At 54.0% G+C, this 19,462-nt stretch carries 12 protein-coding genes; 4 read left to right on the top strand and 8 right to left on the bottom strand.

Going from position 1 to position 19,462, the window contains the following annotated elements:
* Together HUU59_05160 and HUU59_05155 are read left to right on the top strand one after the other, a co-directional pair.
* On the top strand, window positions 1–1,356 hold a 1,356-nt coding region (locus HUU59_05160), incomplete at its 5' end, for an FG-GAP repeat protein (GenBank protein ID NUO18817.1).
* Between the two features lie 18 nt (window positions 1,357–1,374).
* The gene (locus HUU59_05155; GenBank protein NUO18816.1) at window positions 1,375–1,539 is read left to right on the top strand and encodes a hypothetical protein; all 165 of its coding nucleotides are present in this window, start codon (window positions 1,375–1,377) and stop codon (window positions 1,537–1,539) included.
* Between the two features lie 490 nt (window positions 1,540–2,029).
* Here the strand turns inward: HUU59_05155 and HUU59_05150 are convergent, their stop codons facing one another.
* Together HUU59_05150 and HUU59_05145 are read right to left on the bottom strand one after the other, a co-directional pair.
* Window positions 2,030–7,000: a carboxypeptidase regulatory-like domain-containing protein gene (locus HUU59_05150; protein ID NUO18815.1), complete on the bottom strand. Its 4,971-nt coding sequence runs from the start codon at window positions 6,998–7,000 to the stop codon at window positions 2,030–2,032.
* A 316-nt stretch (window positions 7,001–7,316) separates the two neighbouring features.
* A complete protein-coding gene (locus tag HUU59_05145) occupies window positions 7,317–8,066 on the bottom strand; it encodes an SDR family oxidoreductase (protein ID NUO18814.1) in 750 nt (249 codons plus the stop codon).
* Between the two features lie 33 nt (window positions 8,067–8,099).
* Here HUU59_05145 and HUU59_05140 point away from each other — a divergent pair, with 33 nt between their 5' ends.
* Window positions 8,100–9,563: a T9SS type A sorting domain-containing protein gene (locus HUU59_05140; protein ID NUO18813.1), complete on the top strand. Its 1,464-nt coding sequence runs from the start codon at window positions 8,100–8,102 to the stop codon at window positions 9,561–9,563.
* On the opposite strand, the gene HUU59_05135 is transcribed toward HUU59_05140, so the two are convergent.
* The 5 genes from HUU59_05135 to HUU59_05115 form a co-directional block, all read right to left on the bottom strand.
* Complete coding sequence (locus HUU59_05135; protein NUO18812.1) at window positions 9,560–10,618, bottom strand: M42 family metallopeptidase; 1,059 nt, start codon at window positions 10,616–10,618, stop codon at window positions 9,560–9,562. The genes HUU59_05140 and HUU59_05135 overlap by 4 nt on opposite strands.
* Before the next feature lie 12 nt (window positions 10,619–10,630).
* Window positions 10,631–13,480 carry a HEAT repeat domain-containing protein gene (locus tag HUU59_05130; protein ID NUO18811.1) on the bottom strand — a complete coding sequence of 950 codons (2,850 nt, stop codon included), beginning with the start codon at window positions 13,478–13,480 and terminating at the stop codon, window positions 10,631–10,633.
* Window positions 13,477–14,154 (bottom strand): thiamine diphosphokinase, encoded by a 678-nt coding sequence (locus tag HUU59_05125; GenBank protein NUO18810.1) that lies wholly within the window; start codon window positions 14,152–14,154, stop codon window positions 13,477–13,479. The genes HUU59_05130 and HUU59_05125 overlap by 4 nt, the downstream gene beginning before the upstream one ends.
* Before the next feature lie 2 nt (window positions 14,155–14,156).
* Complete coding sequence (locus HUU59_05120; GenBank protein ID NUO18809.1) at window positions 14,157–15,485, bottom strand: Glu/Leu/Phe/Val dehydrogenase; 1,329 nt, start codon at window positions 15,483–15,485, stop codon at window positions 14,157–14,159.
* Window positions 15,486–15,634: 149 nt separating this feature from the next.
* Window positions 15,635–16,408, bottom strand: coding sequence for a polyphenol oxidase family protein (locus tag HUU59_05115; protein ID NUO18808.1), 774 nt, complete (start codon window positions 16,406–16,408; stop codon window positions 15,635–15,637).
* A 22-nt stretch (window positions 16,409–16,430) separates the two neighbouring features.
* On the opposite strand from HUU59_05115, the gene HUU59_05110 reads away from it, so the two are divergent.
* A complete protein-coding gene (locus tag HUU59_05110; GenBank protein NUO18807.1) occupies window positions 16,431–17,597 on the top strand; it encodes an acyl-CoA dehydrogenase family protein in 1,167 nt (388 codons plus the stop codon).
* On the opposite strand, the gene HUU59_05105 is transcribed toward HUU59_05110, so the two are convergent.
* On the bottom strand, window positions 17,594–19,450 hold the full coding sequence (locus HUU59_05105) for a bifunctional homocysteine S-methyltransferase/methylenetetrahydrofolate reductase (protein ID NUO18806.1): 1,857 nt from the start codon (window positions 19,448–19,450) through the stop codon (window positions 17,594–17,596). The genes HUU59_05110 and HUU59_05105 overlap by 4 nt on opposite strands.
* Between the last annotated feature and the right edge of the window lie 12 nt (window positions 19,451–19,462).

Below are 19,462 nucleotides of genomic sequence, written 5' to 3'. Positions count from 1 at the left end.
GACCAGAATCAAGATGGATACGCGGATTGGATGGTTTCGTCCCCCGGATCGCTCGGATCTCCACTTGATGACAGAGTTGATCTCTTTTACGGCGGTAGTCCGCCATCGCAGAATCCCTACTTAACGTTTATGCCAAGAGAAGGAGCCGAAGCTCCTTACATGTATAATCGCAGACCGATTGGCGACTTCAACAGTGATGGACAGATTGACTGGGTTATTGGGTATTGGATGTCGGGTCTTGATAGTGTTGTCTTTGAATTTCATGGCGGAGGGCTTGTCGTAGACACATTTCCCGAAGCAGTCTTGAGTGTTCCATACGAAGTCGGGCGTAGCAGGTTAGCGCGCTTGGGCGATCACAACGGCGACGGATTTGATGACATCTACTACCACTATAACGATCTTGATCAAACCTACATCTACTTTGGTGCGGCAGACTGGAACATGTCCGTCGACTTAACCAACAGAGGAGAACCTGTTGGATCGGGCAACTCAGATCCGATGTTTGAAGTGTTTGGTGACTTCAATGGTGATGGGTATGATGACTATTTCGTTCAGCGTGTCAACGGTGTGGATGACTCAACTCTCATATACTTAGGTGGCGTAGAGCCCGATACAGTTGCAGACTTCGTATGGTTCGGCAATTTTGCTTTTCCCGCCACGCTTTCCGCCGATCTGAACAGCGACGGTGCGGCGGATCTGGCGGTTAGCCGCGATCCAAGGACAATAGATGTGCATTTGGGGGGTGCAGATATTTCCCCAACTCCGCTTTTTTTACTCGATTATCAAGGGTGCAACAATGTTGCACATGGTATCGCATCAGCAGGCGACTATAATCGCGATGGGTTCGAGGATTTGGTGATTGTGAATGAACCCTGCGCGAACGGTTTCGGTAAGCTGTGTCTATGGCTGGGCGGTTTCTGGTTGAACTCAGACGTGCAATTGTGGCGAGCAATAGGAGTTGGCGACGTGAACGGGGACGGTGTGGATGATTTGGCCATTGGTTGTCAGGGGGACGTCTTGAACAGCCGCCGAGGAAAGGTGGTCATTTTGTCGGGCGACACGACTTTGCGTGTTCCGGTGGGTGAACTTCCGCCGGTAGCGGAAGAGTTTTCTTTATACCTTTACCCTAACCCGGCGAATGGGTACGTGCAGATTGAGTTCGAGCACAACAATGTCCACGGTAGCGCGGACGTCGGGATTTACAACCTGCTCGGACAGATGATTGATCGTATTCCACTGTCTGGAGGAATGTCATCGGTCAATTACAATGCTTCACACCTGGCCAGCGGGGTTTATCTGGTTCGCGCAAATAGTCAGACAAATTATGTTACCCAAAAATTGGTGGTCCTGAAATAAAGAAAGAGAGATTCTATAATGCTTCGCTTCACTAAAATCGTGCTGACTGCCTTGGTGATAATCTGGGCAGCGGAACTATCCACGCCATCTAGAGCCTTTGACGTAAGCACCTATTTTGATCCTTATTCGATGGTTTACACAAATCGCGATTGTTGGTCGTCAGAAGAAATGGGACACTTTTAGAGTTAAGTTAATGGAGGGATTTGGGGTAGTAAGTTGCGGAGCTTCAGAGGGTTATTGAGAAGCTAGAAAGGCGAGGCCCCCCTTAGCCCCCCAAAACTGCGGCAGATTTTGGGGGGAGACCAGAGCGAAGACGGCCGGAGGCCGTCGGAAGTATGATTTTAAGATTTGCGTGGTGCGTATGGCAAGGTTCTTCACTCTGGGAGTCGAGCCTGGAGGCTCGACCTAGTAATGGTTTGTGTTGCGCTTTGTATCTCGACTTTGTTTAGAGAGATCCTTCCAGGATGACAAGGTGTGCTGCATCGTGAATGCGCTTCGGATTTTCGTGGTGCTTGAGTAGGTCACTGCGCTACGCTACGGGATGGCAACGTATGAACATCGAGAATTGTGTTTGATGTGTTCGTGGTGCTTGAGTAGGTCCTTACAGAGGATGACAGAGAAAAAAGGGCGCGGCCAACATTGACCGCGCCCGGCAGATAGAGCGTGCGAAATATTACTTCATCAAAACCATCTTGCGGGTTTCGACAAAACTACCGCTCTCCACTCGATAGAGATAGACACCGGACGGGAAACCAGTCATATCAACATCCACAAGATGCTGACCGACATTCAGTCGGGCTTCGCGCAGAGGCGCGGCCACCTCCTGACCCAAGACATTGAATATCTTCATGGTCGTGAGGCCGGCTTCACTCAAATCAAAGCGAATTTGAGTCGAAGGATTGAAAGGATTAGGATAGTTTTGATGGACAGCAAACTGAGCAGGAATCTGCGGCGCAGGTTCCTCGGCAACCAGGAAGCGTGCAAGCGTGAGCGGAAGTACAACGGAGCTGTCCAGCGAGTTGTTGCTGACAATGATATTGACATGATAGGTCAAGTCGCGCAAATTCGCAGGGTCAATCGAGACTGAGATGTCACGCGAGCTTTGGGGCAGCACGGACGAAATAAGCGGAGTAACGCCAATCCAATCGGTGTCGAATTTCATCTGGCGCATCTCGAGACGGTCACCCTGCGAGTTCTGGAAGATGCCGCCGAAGACGGTCAGCATGCTGTTCCACGTCGAGCTGATATCACATCCGCCCGCACGATCACCGTTCACATCGGTGATGGAGGTCACGGCGAGAATGGCGCCGGAGGTCGGGTGAATCTTGCTGACAAGCGTGCCGCCGGTGCCCTGCGTGTTCCAGTGGAACACGTAGAGTTTGTAGCCGTCGGGATCATCGGGATACCACGCGAGACCGGTCTTGTCAAGATTGTTGTTGAAGCGATGAATCTCGTTGCCTTCGCGGTCAATGCAGAAGACCGGAGTACTGTAGTCGGCAACCCAGAATTGATCAAGAGCGGGGTCATAGGCGATACAGCGCGCGGGGCTGACCTGATGACAGGGAACCGTAGTGCGAATGGCACCTGAAGCATCCACACCCTGCAACTCCTGCAAGCCGTCGGTGCTGCCGTAGATGTATTCGCCGTCAAAGGCCAGATCGTAGAAGCCGAACTGCGTGGTGGTGGGCTGCTCCGCGGTAAAGACGAGGTCGCCGGTCAGATTGTAGTAGTAGAGATAGTTGGGACCGGAGGGACCTGCGCCGCCGCTGACTACCCAATGGTCGCCGTCAAAGGCACAGCCGAGAATTTGACCGTCTCCTGTTTCGCCGGTGACGCTTTGCTGCGCGATGGTAGACCAGTTGCCGCGCTCGCCGTTCAGAGCCTGATACTCCAGGCTGATGCGGAAATCGAGCGGGCCGTTGCCGTCGTTGTCAATGTTGAAAGATTGTTCTGTCGGATCGCCGGGAAGATTGACATTCAGGGCGTCGGTCGAGAGATCAATTTCAGGATGCGTAAGGCTGAAGGTGGCAGTTTCAGTGCTGTCCATTTCGACCACGAAATCCGCGGTGACGCCCTGATTGTAGCCCCAGCGAGTGGCACGCACAGTGTAGGTGCCGATTTCCACATCAATCATCGTGTAATTGCCCTGCACGTCCGTTGTTGCGACATCCTCCTCCCCATCGAGAGAAATCAGCACACCTTCGATGGGATCACCCGTGGCCAAGTCGGAGACATGCCCTGTGATAATGCCGGTGGCAAAACGCTTTTCGGTGGTTATCACAACCGCGCGGTCGTTACCGATACCATTCGCGCCGGGGGCATTGCTGCCGCTGTGACGATACTGCAAGCCGATGAGTGCGCGGGGAGCCTGAATACCGACGGTTTCGCCGGTCTGCTCTTCCCATGTATCCTGCTGAATGGACTGCGCATTATCATACTGGAAGATGATGATGCCGTTGCCGTCGTTGGTGGGATAGACGGTCGGGTCAAGCAGAATCAGTTGGAAATCGAGATTGGTGCCCTGTGAAAACGCGCCGACGGCATTCCACTCGATGATGACGCGGTCATTGGCTTCGTCGTAGTAGTAGTAGACACCGTCATTGGGGCCATTGGTTTTCAAGTCATCCCAGAAGGGCGCGAGCATGGCTTCGGGAGCCTGCTGACCGGGGATGGGATAGTTGCGGAACATGTCGAGATGATCCTGATCGCCGAAGGCAGCCCAACCGTTGGAGCAGATGGTGAGCGAGTCGTAGGTTTCGCCGTAGAACATGAAATCAAAGGGGAGTTCGACGACATCGCTGTTTGTCTGGCCGTTAGGCTGCTGTTCGCCGGGGTCGGCACTTGCGTGCGTTAAACGGGTACCAATGGTGGAAATGTCAGTCCAATTGAACTCGCGATGGAATTCGTATTCGTCGTCAATGTCGTCATAGGCAAGGTAGCCGAAGGGGTCCGGACCTGTCGGGTCGGCGGCCGTGGCTAAGCCAATCGGGAGCGCAAAGGCGACGGAGTCAACGAAGCCGCCCGGAGTTTCCATAACGAGCATCAGATTACCGATGCTGCCGGGATAGCCGACGCTGTTGGCGCGCACGACGAAATCCGTCGCGCCGCTCGTGGCGGTGCCGTTAACGGCGATATTGCCAAAGGAGCCAGTGCCGTCGTTTATTGACAGCAGGCTATATTGCGAAATGAGCGTGGCACTCACATTGTCCATGGCAAGTCCGCCTTCGTTCCGGACGGTAATACGGAGGTTGGCCGTTTCACCGGGATCGAGACGATTATTGTTGTTGCCTCCCGTAACCTGTGAAGAGACATAGACACAGCTTCCGGCACGGATAGTCAATTCGACCGTGCTGAAGGCAGTGCCTGTGGAGGAGGTTACTTCAAATGTCAGCTTCGCAGTTTCATTGTGCAACATTGTTGGTGCGAGCTGAATCCTGAAGGGCGTCGTACCCGTAGCCTGAGCATCGGGTGCAATGGGCGGAAACGCCGATGTCGCTTGAAGAATCGTGACATCAGGATTGTCACAGGTGACCGTGGCATTGACGTTATTCGACGTAATTGATGTGCCGAAGTTGCGCAAAGTCACGGACAGGTCTATCGTTTCGCCGGGATTAAACTGGTCGTTGTCGTTTCCGGACGTGCCGCCGTTGTTATCATCGTCCACTGTGTACGAGAACACAGTAACCATTTCATTGGCATTGACGCAGCTTATGTCGGCGAGGAACGGCTTGTGGTTCCGCTTAGACACCGTAAGGGTCATCGTGCCGGGGGTATTCACCGTCACAGGCAGGTCAACAAATCCGCCTTCATCGGTAAAGCCCTTGACAAACGTTTCACCGTTCTTGATCAAGACGACAAGCGCTTCGGCAATAGGTTCACCGGTGGCGTCATCCACGACTTGCGGACGGACACGGCGCGCGCCGACATTCACGGTCGTCGGATAGGTGACATCCATGACAACGGGGATATCCGTCCACATGGAAATTCCGGGATCACCCATCAAGTTATTCCAGTGAGCGAACATGGCTCCTGTGCCGTCGCCCGGGAATGCGCGCAACAATTCGACTTTCGCAGCGGACAGAGCCGTTCCAATATGACGGATACCGAGGTTAGTGATGGCATACGCCAAACCTCCGGCAACGGTATTATTGAAGGGAACGTGCGTATTAAACGTGGCGGTACCAATGCCGCAAATGCCGCCTTTGGGAGCGGTCGGACTTCCTGCAAGGAGCCAAGCTTCATTTAGCGCTTCGCCCTGATTGTAATCACCGGAGCCGCAGGTTATGGTGAGCACAATGGGAAGTTTCGGTGACGAAGTCATCGACGTAGCGGCAGAATTGTTCATTTCGCCGACCACTGTACCCCGCCAGAGGAAATAGCCGACACCTTCGGTCAAGCGCTCGCCGATGAGCGAATTGCTGACATTGCCGGGGTGAGTAGAAACTTGCGGATTTGAAATACCGGTGTAGTTTCGGTACATATCGGCAGCCCAAAGCATCAGAATCTCATTGGAGCTGACGTTGTTGTTCGTGCCGGCGTACAGGAACGCGCGCGTAAACCAGCCTGTGTCGTCCATGTAGGGCGTGCGCTCGTAGGCCATAATCTTGTTGTTAATCAGCGGGAAGTGGTTCGACTGCGAATAGGACAGTCGGCCGACGCTAATTTCCTCGAAATCGTCATTGCCTTCAAGGTCGGCATAACCGTGGTCATAGCGGTTATTAGGGCTGACAGGAATCGAATACGTACCATCCGCATCGCCCATCAGAACCGCGAATTCAAGCGGCGGGTCCCAGGTATCGTAAGCGGTTTGCAGATAACTTAAGATGGTCGAGCTTGACCAGTTGTTGCGGGCTTCAATAGTGACCGTGAATCCCATTCTCTGGCGCCATTGCCTGAGCGAATCAGCCCACTGCAAGACGGTTGAGTTGTCCTTGCAAATAATGGCATAGCTGCCGGGATTGTAATCCACGTCATCGAGAGCCGTTTCATCGAGGTTCTCGATGAATGCATCGTACATGGGCGCCCAACGGCCACTGGGACGGCGGACGCGATGAATCTCGTTGATTCCAGGAGTCTCGTTGGCGACCAGGTCCACGCTGATGTTGTCATAGAAGCGCGCTTGCCGCGTCACCGGATTCACCTGCACGGGGTAAAGGGTGACGGTAACGATGCGAAAGTCGCGGAAAATTGCCGGCGGGCTGACTTCGGCGATGTCGCGCGGATACCAGTCGTTCACTGCGTACACGTCGGCGGATTTTTCGGGACGTCCCCACCCTGAATGTTCTTCACGACGAGCGGGAACGGGAAGGAAATCGTCCTGGAGCCGATACTCTGCACCGTTGATGACCAACTCAACAGATCCGGTGTTTGGGATACGGTAGATGCGCGTCACGTGAGGCAAGGCAGGATATCCTTCGCGAAAGAGAATGCGTTCACCGGGGATATCGACGGCGGAAAGTCGTTCGCCGTCAATCATCTCCGACGCGACATTGAATTCCGGATCCTCCCAGCGAATCTCCGTGAATTCGGGAGCCATACTTGAGACGTGCAAGTAGGGCGAGGTTTCTGATGCCGCGAGGCAAAAACCGGCGCAAGCGAGCAGAGTCAAAAGGCTCAAAGTAAACCGTGCCGTGGTGCGGATCATGTCGTTCCTCCAAAGGGCGGGACTGAGGTGAAAAAGGGACAAATTTCTATGCAGTGAAAATAGAGCTAAAAAGTCAGGTTTGCAATGAGTTAGGGGAAGAAATGGAAAAACAACCGCTGGTCACGAAATGCAGAAAATGCGCGCAGTGCGCACATTTTCGCATAGACAACTCACAAATTCGAAGACAATCTACAATCTAAAGCTTATAAATACAATGTGTTAAAAATAATCATCGGGTTCTGTGCGAAAGGGCGAATCACTGTAATTGCAGAGCGTGTGCCGGGGTTGATAATTCGAACAGAGGCATTATATTGAATCATATCCAGAGGCCCCCGTGCACGTTCAAGATGGCACCGTTCATGTAGGCTGCTTCCGTGGAGCAGAGGAAGACAGCGGCCGAGGCGATGTCTCCGGGGTGGCCGATTTCTCCCAAGGGGACTTCGGACGGCATCCACTGACGCATTCTGGGAGTCATGGTGTCGTTTTCGATGAAGCCCGGGTTGATGACGTTCGAGCGGATGTTCTTCGGACCGAGATCGCGTGCCAATGTCTGCGCCATGATGACAACGCCGGTTTTAGCAATTGAATATGCACAGCTGACATGCTGCGACCCAACACGCTCGGCATTGGGTGCTCCGATGAAGATAATTGAGCCGCCGTTTTCAGATCGCATTATGATAGGAACTGCGCGCTGCGTAACCCAGAATGCGCTGAGCAAATTTCCGCGGAGCATGAGTTCCCACTCTTCAGAGGTGGTTTCGAGAAGCTTCTTTACTTTGAAGGGGCCGGCGTTGTTGACGAGAATATCGAGGCGGTGGAATTCAGGCGGGATAGACGAAAAGAGCTTGTCCACTCCCTGCTCGCTGGACACATCGGCTTGAATAGCGACTGCGCGACGGCCAATTCCGCGAATCCATTCGACAACTTCCCGTGCCGCATCTTCACGCTCCAGGTAATTGACAATGACATCCGCACCGGATTGTGCCAATTTCAGTGCAATCCCGCGACCGATACCACGCGCAGATCCGGTGACCAGTGCCACTTTTCCATGTAACTCGTAGTTCATATGCCGGTTGTCTTCATCATCTGTTTGTTCTGCATGTTTTGCGAACGCGCACAGGCGCAGCCTGAGCTGTTTGAAGCAACGACTCCAACGGCGGCCGGTGACACGGCATTGTTTCTCGTGCAGATTCCGTCATCGTACGACTCGCAGCGACCTCCGGCAATCATTGTAGGCTGGCATGCTCTCGGCGGATCCGAATCCGAAATCTTCGCGCATCCGTATAGTGATTTGTGCGAAGAGCGAGGTTGGATTCTTGCCAGTCACATGGGGCCGAACGACCGTCATTGGAACACACGGCTGCCGCAACTGCATTGCCGGGCGATGCTCGATTATCTGAAGGAGCGTTATCCGTTTTCGCCGGACTCCATTTACATGTGCGGCGGGTCCATGGGCGGAGCCGCGGGTCAGGTTTGGCACAATAACAATTGCGCATATGACGATTATCTCATCGCGGCAACTGCCGGAGGCTCGCAGATACTGGATTGCCAACTGCGGCAGGAGCAATACCTGGCAAGCGGAGACACGAATCGTTCGATGCGCGCGGCGTTCGGAGGATTCCCGTTTGAATCGGACTCCGTGGCCTATGAGTATCATCGTTACAGCGCAGTTCACTTTGCGGACACAAGCGAAAGCATGCACTTCAACAGCCTGACAGTTCCCGTTTTGAGCAGTTGGGGCGCGGAGCAGTTCGAATGGGACGCTTATGGATATGCCGCGCAGGATTATGCAGTGCTAAGGCGATTCGGTGCCGAGTCATTTTTCGGCGCGGCGAGCTGGCAGGGACACGGCTTCAACATATTGGACGCCGGGCTGGTATGTGACTGGTTTAGCGGCTACTCAGCCAATCGGTTCCCTGACACCTTGGCCTTGGCGGCAGATGAAGACGGCAGATACTATTATTGTGATGTGGTTCTAGGCGATTCAGCTTACACATTCGCGCGCTGGGATATCCGAAAGGAAGCGGGAAGCAAGCGCATCGATATCGCTCTGCTGCAGAATGTGGCGGCGCTGACGGTGAACTTCGTGTTTCCCTGGCCAGAGCTGGACACGCTTCGCTGCCATTGGCAAAGCATCGATCCGACCGGACGAACAACGAATCTGACGCTGCGAGGTTTGCCGGCACGCGCAGTTGTCAGTTTGGACGGTGTCCGCGCGTATCGAGTCAGCGGCGACGGGGAGTTGACCCTTCATGTGTCAGGCGACGAGGAATTCGAACTGACGTTCGATGAACGGCTGGCTGCAGAGCCGTTTGATTTGCGATTGGTCAGCGTCTATCCGAATCCGGTCAACTCGGAGTTCAGGCTTCGAGTTGAGAGCTTTGACAGACAACTCACGACACTCGATCTGTATGACATCCAAGGCCGAATAGCGAAGACGACGGAAGTTCAGCTTGTTCCGGGACTCAATGAACTGACTGTCCCAGTAACGGGACTTACGAGCGGAGTCTATTTCGTTCGCACAGGAGACAGCGCCGCGATTAAGGTCCTGTTGATTCGTTAGGCCAGTTCGTGTGCACGCTCAACAACTCGTTTGGCGAGCTTCAGCGTGTTTTCGAAATCCGGCCAATACAATGTTGTATTGGGCGAGTGAATGTATCGGCACGGAGTTGCGATACACCCCGCGAGGATTCCAGCCCGTGACATATGAATTGAGCCAGCGTTTGTGCCGCCGTAGATCGGCATCTTGTATTGATATGGAATACCGACTTGTTTGGCACAATCGGTCATCAGGTCCACCATCCTGCGGGGGACCAGAACAGATTTGTCCGCAATTGTAATTACCGGTCCTTTGCGTTGAGCACAGGGCCGTTTTTCTTCGGGGACGCCCGGGAAATCGGATCCGATTGTGCCTTCGAATGCGATGGCGACATGCGGGTCAATGCCGAAAGCTGCGGGTCCTGCGCCACGCAAGCCGACTTCCTCACTGGTCGCAAAGTTCGCGTAAACATCCATGTCAGTCTTGATTTCACCTTCATGGAGCGCTTTCAGAAGCGAAACAACGGTCAGACAGCCGACACGATCATCAAAGGCCTTTCCAATGTACACGTCGTCCTTCAGCTTCTGGAACGGATAGGCAAGAGTGCCGGGATCACCGATGGATGCGCCAAGGACGGCGGCTTCTTCAGCGGATTCAACGCCGATATCCACAAAGTAATCTTCGGCAGGAATTCCCTTCTCTTTTTGTGCCGGAGAGAGCACGTGCGGGGGGGCCATGCCGATGACGCCATAATAGAAACGTCCGTCGCGTGACTTGAAAGTAACGCGATGGCCGGGGAACATCCGGTCATCCCAGCCACCGATAGTCGCGAACTTTATAAAGCCCCGAGCATCGATGTGGCGAACCATGATGCCAATCTCGTCCGTGTGGGCATCGAGCATTAAGCGCTTGCCGTTCCTGCCGGGGCGAAAAGCGATGAGGTTGCCAAGCGCATCGGTGCGGAGGTCGCTCACCCAAGGTTTGACAACGCGAGAAATGATGTCGCGAACTTGTTCTTCGTGATTTGAAGGGCCGAAAGCATCGGAGAGTTCGCGGAGAAGATCTACGTAGAAATTCATAAGATTTTGAGGTTATTTGCGGCGCGCCTGTGCCTGTTTCCAGCGCGCAGCGAGAATCGGGTCCGAAGAGGAGGCGAACCGTCCTTTGAGTTTTTCAAATGACTTGTCATCGAATGCAGAAGATGCCGCAACCAGGGCAGCCCCTTGAACATTCGGTGACGGGAACTCGAGGTACATCTTGATGACTGGCAGGACACTTTTGATGGACTTCTCGTTAGCTGGATCGGCTTTCCATTTGTCCACAAGAATCGGGACGGACATGAGGACTTGCTCGATGTAAGCGGGGTCACGGTTTTCGGACACTGCTTTTTGCATTGCCGGTACAACCTGCTGAGGCTGGTCAGCCAAGGCGTACAGAGCGGCACTGCGGACGGTGAACAGGGAGTCCTTCAGCGCGTCAAAAAGCTGCGGATAGCCGTCCGCTGATTTTATCTTGCCGATTGAAATGACCGATGCCAAACGCTCTCGCTCGGACTTGCTCTTGCAGAATTCCTTCAGGACAGGAAGTGAGCCGACGGCATTAATCTCGCCGAGTGTCCGCAATATAGTCGGTCTTAAGTTTGAGTAACTCTCATCGCGGAGCTTGGGTTCAAGCCAAGCCGCGGCATCCGTGGCCTTCATTTCGCCAGCGACGGTCGCGGCGGTTCTGCGCCCCTCGGGGTGTGAGCCTTCAAAGGCCGTGCGCAGATAAGTCAGCGCATCAGCCGGAAATTCCTTAAACAGCTCAACAATTGCACGGCGCTCAAGCCCATCGTTGGTGTTCAGTTTGTTTTGTCCCACCCATTCTACTGCACGCACACCAATCGCTTTGAGAGCAAGCCGGGCTTGCCTGACCTTGACCCGGTTGTCTGTAACTTCCCACAGAGACGCATCCTTAAAAAGCTCTTCGATGGACTTTAAGGTGTCCGCCGGATTCAATTCCACGATAACATCTGCTTCGCGCGGCCTGGTGCTATCGTATGAGATGTCAATCGCATATCCAAAGGCATCGCGGAACCAGAGTGATGAGTCTGCGCCATCGCCGGTGTATACGTCCTTCCCTTCCCCATCCACAAAGAGCGCGAGATTTCCAAAGCTTCTGGCAGGAGCGGTTCCGCCGTTCGATTGTGCCGGGGCGAGGTTGGAGTAGAGGTCGTTTCCCTGCACATCAATGAAAAGTGCGCCGCTGTTTGTAATGGCCATTCCTTGTCCACCCGAGGCTGTGTAATAGTCGTCGCCCGAGAGGTCATAGAGCATTCCGACCGCGAGGTCATGCGCGGCACCTTGACTGGGACCGAAGCGGGCCGTATAACGATCATCACCGCTGTTGTCCTGCAACACGCCGCATGCCAAGTGAATTCCAGATCCTTGCGCATATTGTGTGGCACTGTAGCTGTCATTTCCAGCGTCGTCGAGCAAGGCGCCAATTGAGTACCAGTAGCCGACTCCCTGTCCGTAGATTTCGGCATCATAGAAATCGTTTCCGCTGAAGTCATGGAGGATTGCATAACCACCGCCGCCGCGCGGGCGTGCGCCCGTGGCAAAACCCTGTGACAATGAACGATAGTCTTCGGGCCGCAGCGGTTCATGCTTGACCAGGCCGCCAGAGCGATAGATATCGTTTCCTTCGAGGTCGTTCAAAACAGCATAGCCGAACGTTGAGGCAAATGCTTGTCCGTAGCCAGCGCCATCGTAGAGGTCCCGACCTTGCACGTCCGTCAGGATAGCAATTCCGCAGACAGCGGCAGATTGTGTGAACCAACTCGCTGTATAGAGGTCGTCACCTGAATTGTCCCAGAGCATGGACACGCCGCAGAAAGAGGCGGACTGTGAGAAAGCACCTGCGCGATAGGTGTCATCACCGGCAAGGTCAACAAGGGCGGCCAGCCCCAAAACCGCTGACGCCTGGGACAGCCAACCGGCAGGCGCATAGAAATCATCGCCGCTGTAGTCAATGACCACAGACGTAGAACGACGAATTCCGCCCACGGCAGACGCACAACGCGCAACGTATCTATCATCCCCGCCGAGGTCAATGATAACGGCAAATTCTTCAGTATAGCGATTGGGTCCGGTGCCGCCCACGACTATTCGGCCGAGTGGCGAGTCCTGATAGAATACGACTTCGCCTTCTACACCGGTCGCGGCAGGCTGTTCGGCTGCGGCCTTGCCTTTGGACTTCTGCGGCTGAGCGGGAGGAGGAAATTCAGGAATCTTCTTACTGTAATGTGCGACGCCGCGCAGAAATGCATACCCGGCTGCTGCAAGGGCATGGCGGTTCACACGCGATAGCAGAGTCAGTACGCTGTCCGAAGTGACATTCTGAGATGTGTCGGGTTCGATTCCGAACGCACGAAAGAGAGAGCCTTTCAAGCTGTCATCGGCCGGCATATCTTCATCTTCGAACCAGAGAGGAATTGATAGCAGAAGAGCTTGCCGCTGGTCAGGTGTCAGTGAGTCGAAGGCCTGCTTGCGATAGCCTTCAGCGAGAGAGAGCGCACTCTGCAAAGGTTCCAACGGGTCGGACTGAGATGCATTGGCAAGCTGGGAGTCAATGTCCGCATATACGGCCTGCGGCACCGATACATTCAGCAACGAAGCCAAATCGGGGAACTTCACCAATTCGTCCAAATGAGTTGGAGCGAATCCAGCGGCGACATGTGCGACTTCACGGGCGGCAAGGGGTGAAGAAAGCGCGTGCCGAATTTGAGGGAGGAGAAATGTGTCATCCTCGACCCAAATTCGGTCCGACTCAAACGCATTGGGTTCCAGACCAAACCGCCTCAAAGCATCGTCAACGAGTAATACAGGTTCAGCGGCGTTCGCATTCACCAAGCTAAGCAGCGTCAAAAAGAGATAGGCATACGTAAGAGAGAATTTCATACTTTTCCCGTGGGAATGATTATCAGTGATTTGCCAGATTGCTGACGAAACATCACACTGTCTTCGATTGACTGGTTTGACAGACTGACGAATTGATCAAACTGTAGCTCGGTTTCAGGAAGCGGCCAGCGAACGCCTGAGAGTGCCACACCACGGGCGCGAGGCAGTCCAAACCACGACAGGGGTTTGTTTCGGCCCAGCTGCAGTTTGAGTGATTTTCTACCGGCAAGTGCTATGGCAACAGAGTTGCGGAACAAGAATGTCAGGTATGTGCCACTACGCGAGTGAGATCTTCCCAGAGCATACAGAAAGTGGTCAGGTCTGCTTCCGTCGCACGCAGATATGACGATATTCTTCCAATTTCGCTTCCGGCAGAAGTCGAGCGCCTTGTCCATATCAGAAGAATTCTGATCTTGAATCAAAACGACGCGGGCTCGCCGGCGGCGAGCCCACGACAAGTCTTCAGACCTTGCACTATCGAGGTCGCCGATTACGAGCGAGGGGAACACGGAAAAGTGCCGCAAATGCTGTACGCCTCCGTCAACGGCGACGACTTGCGCGGCTCTTGACACAGCAAGCATAAACGAGTTGCGGGCGGGACGCGTCCCGCCCGCAACCAGAAGTGCATCAAACTTTCGGGGGATAAGTTCCCCGATGCGATCAATTTCCCGCACGCTTACGCGTACAGCCCACGGATTTCGGACGCTACCGAGACGCGGTGAATGGCAATCACAAATGCAGCGACTCGCATCGGGCAATTGTACTGCAGGTACGTGTCGTAAACTGAATCGAAAGCCGAGTTCATGGCAACTTCCAGCTCATTGTTAATACGTTCCACCGGCCAGTAGTAGCCCATGCGGTTCTGAACCCACTCGAAGTAGCTGACGATAACGCCGCCGGCATTGCAAAGGATGTCGGGAATCACGAAAATTCCCTTCTTATTCAGAATGGCATCCGCATCCGCGTCGCACGGTCCGTTCGCGCCTTCAGAGACGTAGCGAGCCTTAATGCGACCAGCATTCTTGCCCGTTATCACGAGTTCCAGGGCGCACGGAGCAAGAATATCAACTTCCATTTCGAGCAAGTCATCCGGATTGTCGAACTTCTTCGCGAGTTTTGTGCTTTCGAAGTTCTTGAGGCCGCCATTCTTCTGCGCATATTCCATGGCTGCCGGTATGTCAATTCCGTTCATGTTGTAGAAGGCGCCATACTGGTCAGAAATACCAAGAATCTTGCACCCGTCCTTGTGGAGCAGCATTGCCGCGTTACCACCGACATTGCCGAAGCCCTGAACCGCGACGGTCTGTCCCGCCATCTTCTCGTTGTGGACAGCGATTGCGCGGCGCGTAGCGAAGAGGAGACCCATTGCCGTCGCGAGAACACGGCCGCGACTTCCGCCGATTTCAAGCGGTTTGCCTGTAACAACAGCGGGCAGGTGCTCACGCTTGTGCATGGAGTAAGTGTCCATGAACCAGCCCATGATTTGCGGCGTTGTATTGACATCGGGAGCAGGAACATCGCGGTCCGGACCGAACATTTCCTCGAGTTCGGAGAAGTAGCGGCGAGAGAGCCGTTCAAGTTCGCCGAGCGATAGTTTCTTTGGATCCACGATGATGCCGCCCTTGCCGCCGCCCATGGGGATATTGGCGACCGCACACTTGAAAGTCATCCAGAACGAGAGCGCCTTCACTTCATCGAGAGAAACATCTTGATGGTAGCGGACGCCGCCCTTTGCCGGACCACGAGCGATATTGTGTTGAACACGGTAGCCTGTAAACGTCTGGATCGTGCCGTCGTCCATCCGGACGGGCAGAGTAACTTCAACGATTTTGCGCGGCTGCTTAATCATCGCGGTCTGGCTTGCTGTGAGCTTCAACAGTTTGGCGGCAGCGTCAAACTGCTTCATTGCATTTTCAAACGCCGAATGCGGTTGAAGCCCTTCGGTACGGGGATTAAAAGCGTTCGCGGCTTTCAGTCCCTTTGCAGCACGTCCGGATGACACCATGACCGTGTTTTCTTCTCTTTTGCCAACGGGTTTTCCCTGCTTTGCAGAGGATTTCTTGGGGGATTCTTTCTTCTTCATAAGGTTTCCTGTGGTTCGATGACCGATAGGAGGTGATAACGACGGACCAGTGCCCGACCCTCGAGCACCGTTTAGTTAAGTTTGAAATATGCCAACATGCCACCAGCGCGTTCCCCGTCACGGCGGAAAGAACTCCAGCGGAGGTCGGAATAAGTATCAGGGGGCCGCGGACATAATCGCGCCGTCGCAACGCCTGCCCGCAATAGATCGATTATTATACAAGCGAAGACGTCAAGGTGTGGTTTCCCATTGTACTTGACGACCACTGAGGGTCCGAATTTAGAAATAAACATTGCGGCGACATCTTCGCCGACTTCATAGCTGCGTGTCGAGATCATCGGGCCAACCGCGACGTGCAGGTCTGACGGCTGGACTTGGAATTCACGCGTCATGGAGTTGACCGCATTCGAGGCAATGCCCAGAAGGGTGCTGCGCCAACCGGCATGGATGAGACCAATTGCCTTCCTCTTTGAGTCGTGCAGAAAGACTGGTGCGCAGTCGGCATGCGAAGTCGCCAAGACCACGTGTGGGTCATCGGTAATTTGACCATCCGCACGAGGCAGTCGAGTTGCCGGGTCAAGGAATCCTGACCCGCCATTGGTACGCGCTACCTTGACGATAGTGGATTCGTGGACTTGCTCAAGACAGACGAATTGTGCCGGATTCAATGCCAGTTTTTCTGCCCATTCAATCCTGTTTGAAGCAATTTCAGGTTGCCCAGCACGCCCCCAACTGAGCACGCCGTCCGATGTATCGGAAATTCCGCCACTTACGCCAATCCAATGGAGAGGAATCGTCCACGAAGCCAATTGCTTCTTTGTCACAGTTTGGGTATCTTCCGGCATATCACGTCCCAAGGAGACAAATATGGCCTATCAGGCACTCGATTATTACAATTTAGATGAACTACTGACCGAAGAAGAGCGACTGACGCGGGACACCGTCCGCGAATTTGTGACAGACAATTTGATGCCGGTTATCGAACACTGCAACATGGAAGGCCGCTTCCCCAAAGAGCTGGTCAAGCCAGCGGCAGACCTTGGTTTGCTTGGTGCGCCTTATCCAGAAAAATATGGCTGCGCGAATCTCGGTCCTATCGCCTATGGATTGATTAACCAGGAGCTTGAGCGTGGAGACTCGGGGATTCGGTCTTTTGTATCGGTCCAAACCAGCTTAGTCATGTATCCGATATTTGCATTTGGAAGCGAGGCGCAGAAAGACTATTGGCTTCCGAAACTTTCTTCCGGTGAGAAAATCGGATGTTTCGGACTCACTGAGCCTGACTTCGGATCAAATCCGGGCGGCATGCTGACTCGTGCCGAAGACAAAGGCAGCTATTACCTGTTGAACGGCAGCAAGGCTTGGATTACCAACGGCACGATTTCGGACGTTGCGATCGTGTGGGCAAAGCTTGACGGAGTCGTGCGCGGCTTTATCGTAGAGACTGACCGAGCAGGATTCACCGCACCTGAAATAAAGAACAAATTCTCGCTCCGAGCCAGCGTGACTTCAGATCTCATTCTGCAAGATGTGCAAGTGCCGAAAGAGAACATACTGCCGGGAGTCACCGGCCTGAAGGGTCCTCTGTCCTGCCTGACTCAAGCGAGATACGGAATCGCATGGGGCGCCACGGGCGCCGCGATGGCCGTCTTTGATGAAGTCCTTAACTATTCAAAGTCGCGTATTCAATTTGACAAGCCGATTGCCAGTTTTCAGCTGGTTCAGAACAAGCTGGCGTGGATGGCGACAGAGATAACGAAGAGCCAGTTTCTCGTTTACCGACTTGGTCAGTTGAAAGCCTCAGGCAAACTGCGGCCGCAACACGTATCCATGGCAAAGCGAAACAACGTCGGCACGGCTCTGGAGATTGCCCGCGTCGGACGTGACATTCTCGGCGCCAACGGGATTTCAAATGAATACCAGACCTTCAGACACATGGCAAATCTCGAATCGGTTAACACGTATGAGGGAACATATGACATTCATACGTTAATTATCGGCGAGGACTTAACCGGAATTCCGGCGTACGCCTAATTCGAGATTGATTCACGGTCAAGGACTTTCATCACCTCAATGGCCATGTCGAACTTGTTGAACGGCGGCATGAGATAGCATCCTTGAACCATTTCCTTCGTGTCGAGAAGAAACTTCTGGGCGATTTCTACACCAACTTTGGCCCCCTCGGTACCGGCTGACTTCATGCGGTCGCGGATACCCTGGGGGACAAACATGTCAGGGATTTCGTTATGAATGAATTCAGCGTGCTTCGACGACCTCAGGGGCATAATGCCGACGAAGATCGGGATATTAGAGAACGCACTAATCCGGTTCAGAAACTCATCGAGAGTGTGCGGGTCAAAGAGCGGCTGAGTAAAGGCGAATTGCGCACCCGCATCGAGTTTTTGCTTGAATCTATCGTATTCGAGATCGAGATTCGGCGATGTCGGATTTACGGCAACGCCTAACAAAAAGTGAGTCGGCTCATCGAGGTCGCGGCCAGTCAGGTCGCGACCTTTGTTTAGTTGTGTCACCATTCGGGACAAGCCGATGGAATCCAATTCAAACACGCCTTTGGCGAACGGGTAGTCACCAACGCTTGTCGGATCGCCGGTCACAGCGAGTATGTTCAACACACCGAGAGTGTGTGCTCCCAGCAACTCGGACTGAAGGCCTATCGCGTTCCGGTCGCGGCAGGAGACATGAAGCAGCACATCCACACCGGCATCACGGCGAATCAGGTGCGCCATGGAAACGGCACTCATTCTTGCGCGTGCGAGAGGCGAATCAGCAACATTGATGAGGTCAACTCCCGCCGCTTTCAGCCGCTGTGCATGCCTGATAAAGGGGCCGGGGTCATAGCTTCGAGGAGGATCGATTTCAACCGAAATTTGAAACGTTTTACCGAGGTTCGCTCGAAACTCAGAAAACGGCAGTCCGCGGTGCGGCCCCTCCACCTTTCCGTCTTCATCGATATCAGCCCCGACGACAAACGGAGTTTTTCCCGGTTGACGTCCTTTCACAGCATCCGCAACGGCCTTGATGTGCTCCGGAGTAGTACCACAGCATCCTCCAATCAGTGCGACGCCTGCATCGGCGAACTTCACCGCGTACTCGGCGAAGTACTGCGGAGACGCAAGATATATGAAACGACCGCCGACAACACGGGCGTTTCCTGCGTTGGGCTGCGCACAAAGCGGAACCGTCGATCCGGACATGCGTTCGAGCACTTCGAGCATTGCTTGCGGCCCGACCGAACAGTTGGCCCCGACGACATCCGCGCCGTACTCAATCAGCGCGCGAACCACTTGCGCAGGCTTGTCACCAACGAGAGTTTTTCCGTCTTCCGTGAATGTCATCGTTGCGACAACGGGCAAATCGGAAAGTTCTCTCACGGCCGCAATGGCCTCGCGCATTTCGAGAAGGTTTGAAATCGTCTCGATGATGAAAAGATCAATACCGCCTTCAAGCAATCCTTCGACCTGCTCTTTGAAAGCAGATCTCGCTTGAGCGAGGGTTATGGGGCCGATGGGCTCCAAGACTCTGTCCAGCGGACCGATGGATCCTGCTACGTAAACGGAGTCGCCTGCCGCGCGGCGAGCATGCTCAGCTCCCAGCCTGTTCAGGAGTTTGGTTTTCTCGGCGAAACCGTGGTCGAGCAGGCGAAACGGATTGGCGCCAAAGGTATTTGTTTCGATTATCTGGGCGCCGGCAGCAATGTAGCTGCGATGCAGATCTTCGACTATTCGGGGATGAGTTTCATTCAGCTCGTCGAAACAGGTGCGATGAGAAAACCCTTGAGAATAGAGAGCGGTGCCGATGGCACCATCCACTATCATAACTTCCGATCGCAGACGATCCAGCACTTCCTGACTTCGACGTTGACTCAATCCTTGTCACCC

It is taken from the genome of bacterium, assembly GCA_013360195.1.
Lineage (GTDB): Bacteria > Electryoneota > RPQS01 > RPQS01 > RPQS01 > JABWCQ01.
This window is presented reverse-complemented; position numbering and strand designations above follow the sequence as displayed.

Bases quoted from the DNA above. Each gene is read 5' to 3' on its own strand.
- HUU59_05145 (NUO18814.1), bottom strand. From the start codon at position 8,066: ATGAACTACGAGTTACATGGAAAAGTGGCACTGGTCACCGGATCTGCG.
- HUU59_05150 (NUO18815.1), bottom strand. From the start codon at position 7,000: ATGATCCGCACCACGGCACGGTTTACTTTGAGCCTTTTGACTCTGCTC.
- HUU59_05120 (NUO18809.1), bottom strand. From the start codon at position 15,485: ATGGTGTCATCCGGACGTGCTGCAAAGGGACTGAAAGCCGCGAACGCT.
- HUU59_05140 (NUO18813.1), top strand. From the start codon at position 8,100: ATGTTTTGCGAACGCGCACAGGCGCAGCCTGAGCTGTTTGAAGCAACG.
- HUU59_05155 (NUO18816.1), top strand. From the start codon at position 1,375: ATGCTTCGCTTCACTAAAATCGTGCTGACTGCCTTGGTGATAATCTGG.
- HUU59_05110 (NUO18807.1), top strand. From the start codon at position 16,431: ATGGCCTATCAGGCACTCGATTATTACAATTTAGATGAACTACTGACC.
- HUU59_05135 (NUO18812.1), bottom strand. From the start codon at position 10,618: ATGAATTTCTACGTAGATCTTCTCCGCGAACTCTCCGATGCTTTCGGC.
- HUU59_05115 (NUO18808.1), bottom strand. From the start codon at position 16,408: ATGCCGGAAGATACCCAAACTGTGACAAAGAAGCAATTGGCTTCGTGG.
- HUU59_05130 (NUO18811.1), bottom strand. From the start codon at position 13,480: ATGAAATTCTCTCTTACGTATGCCTATCTCTTTTTGACGCTGCTTAGC.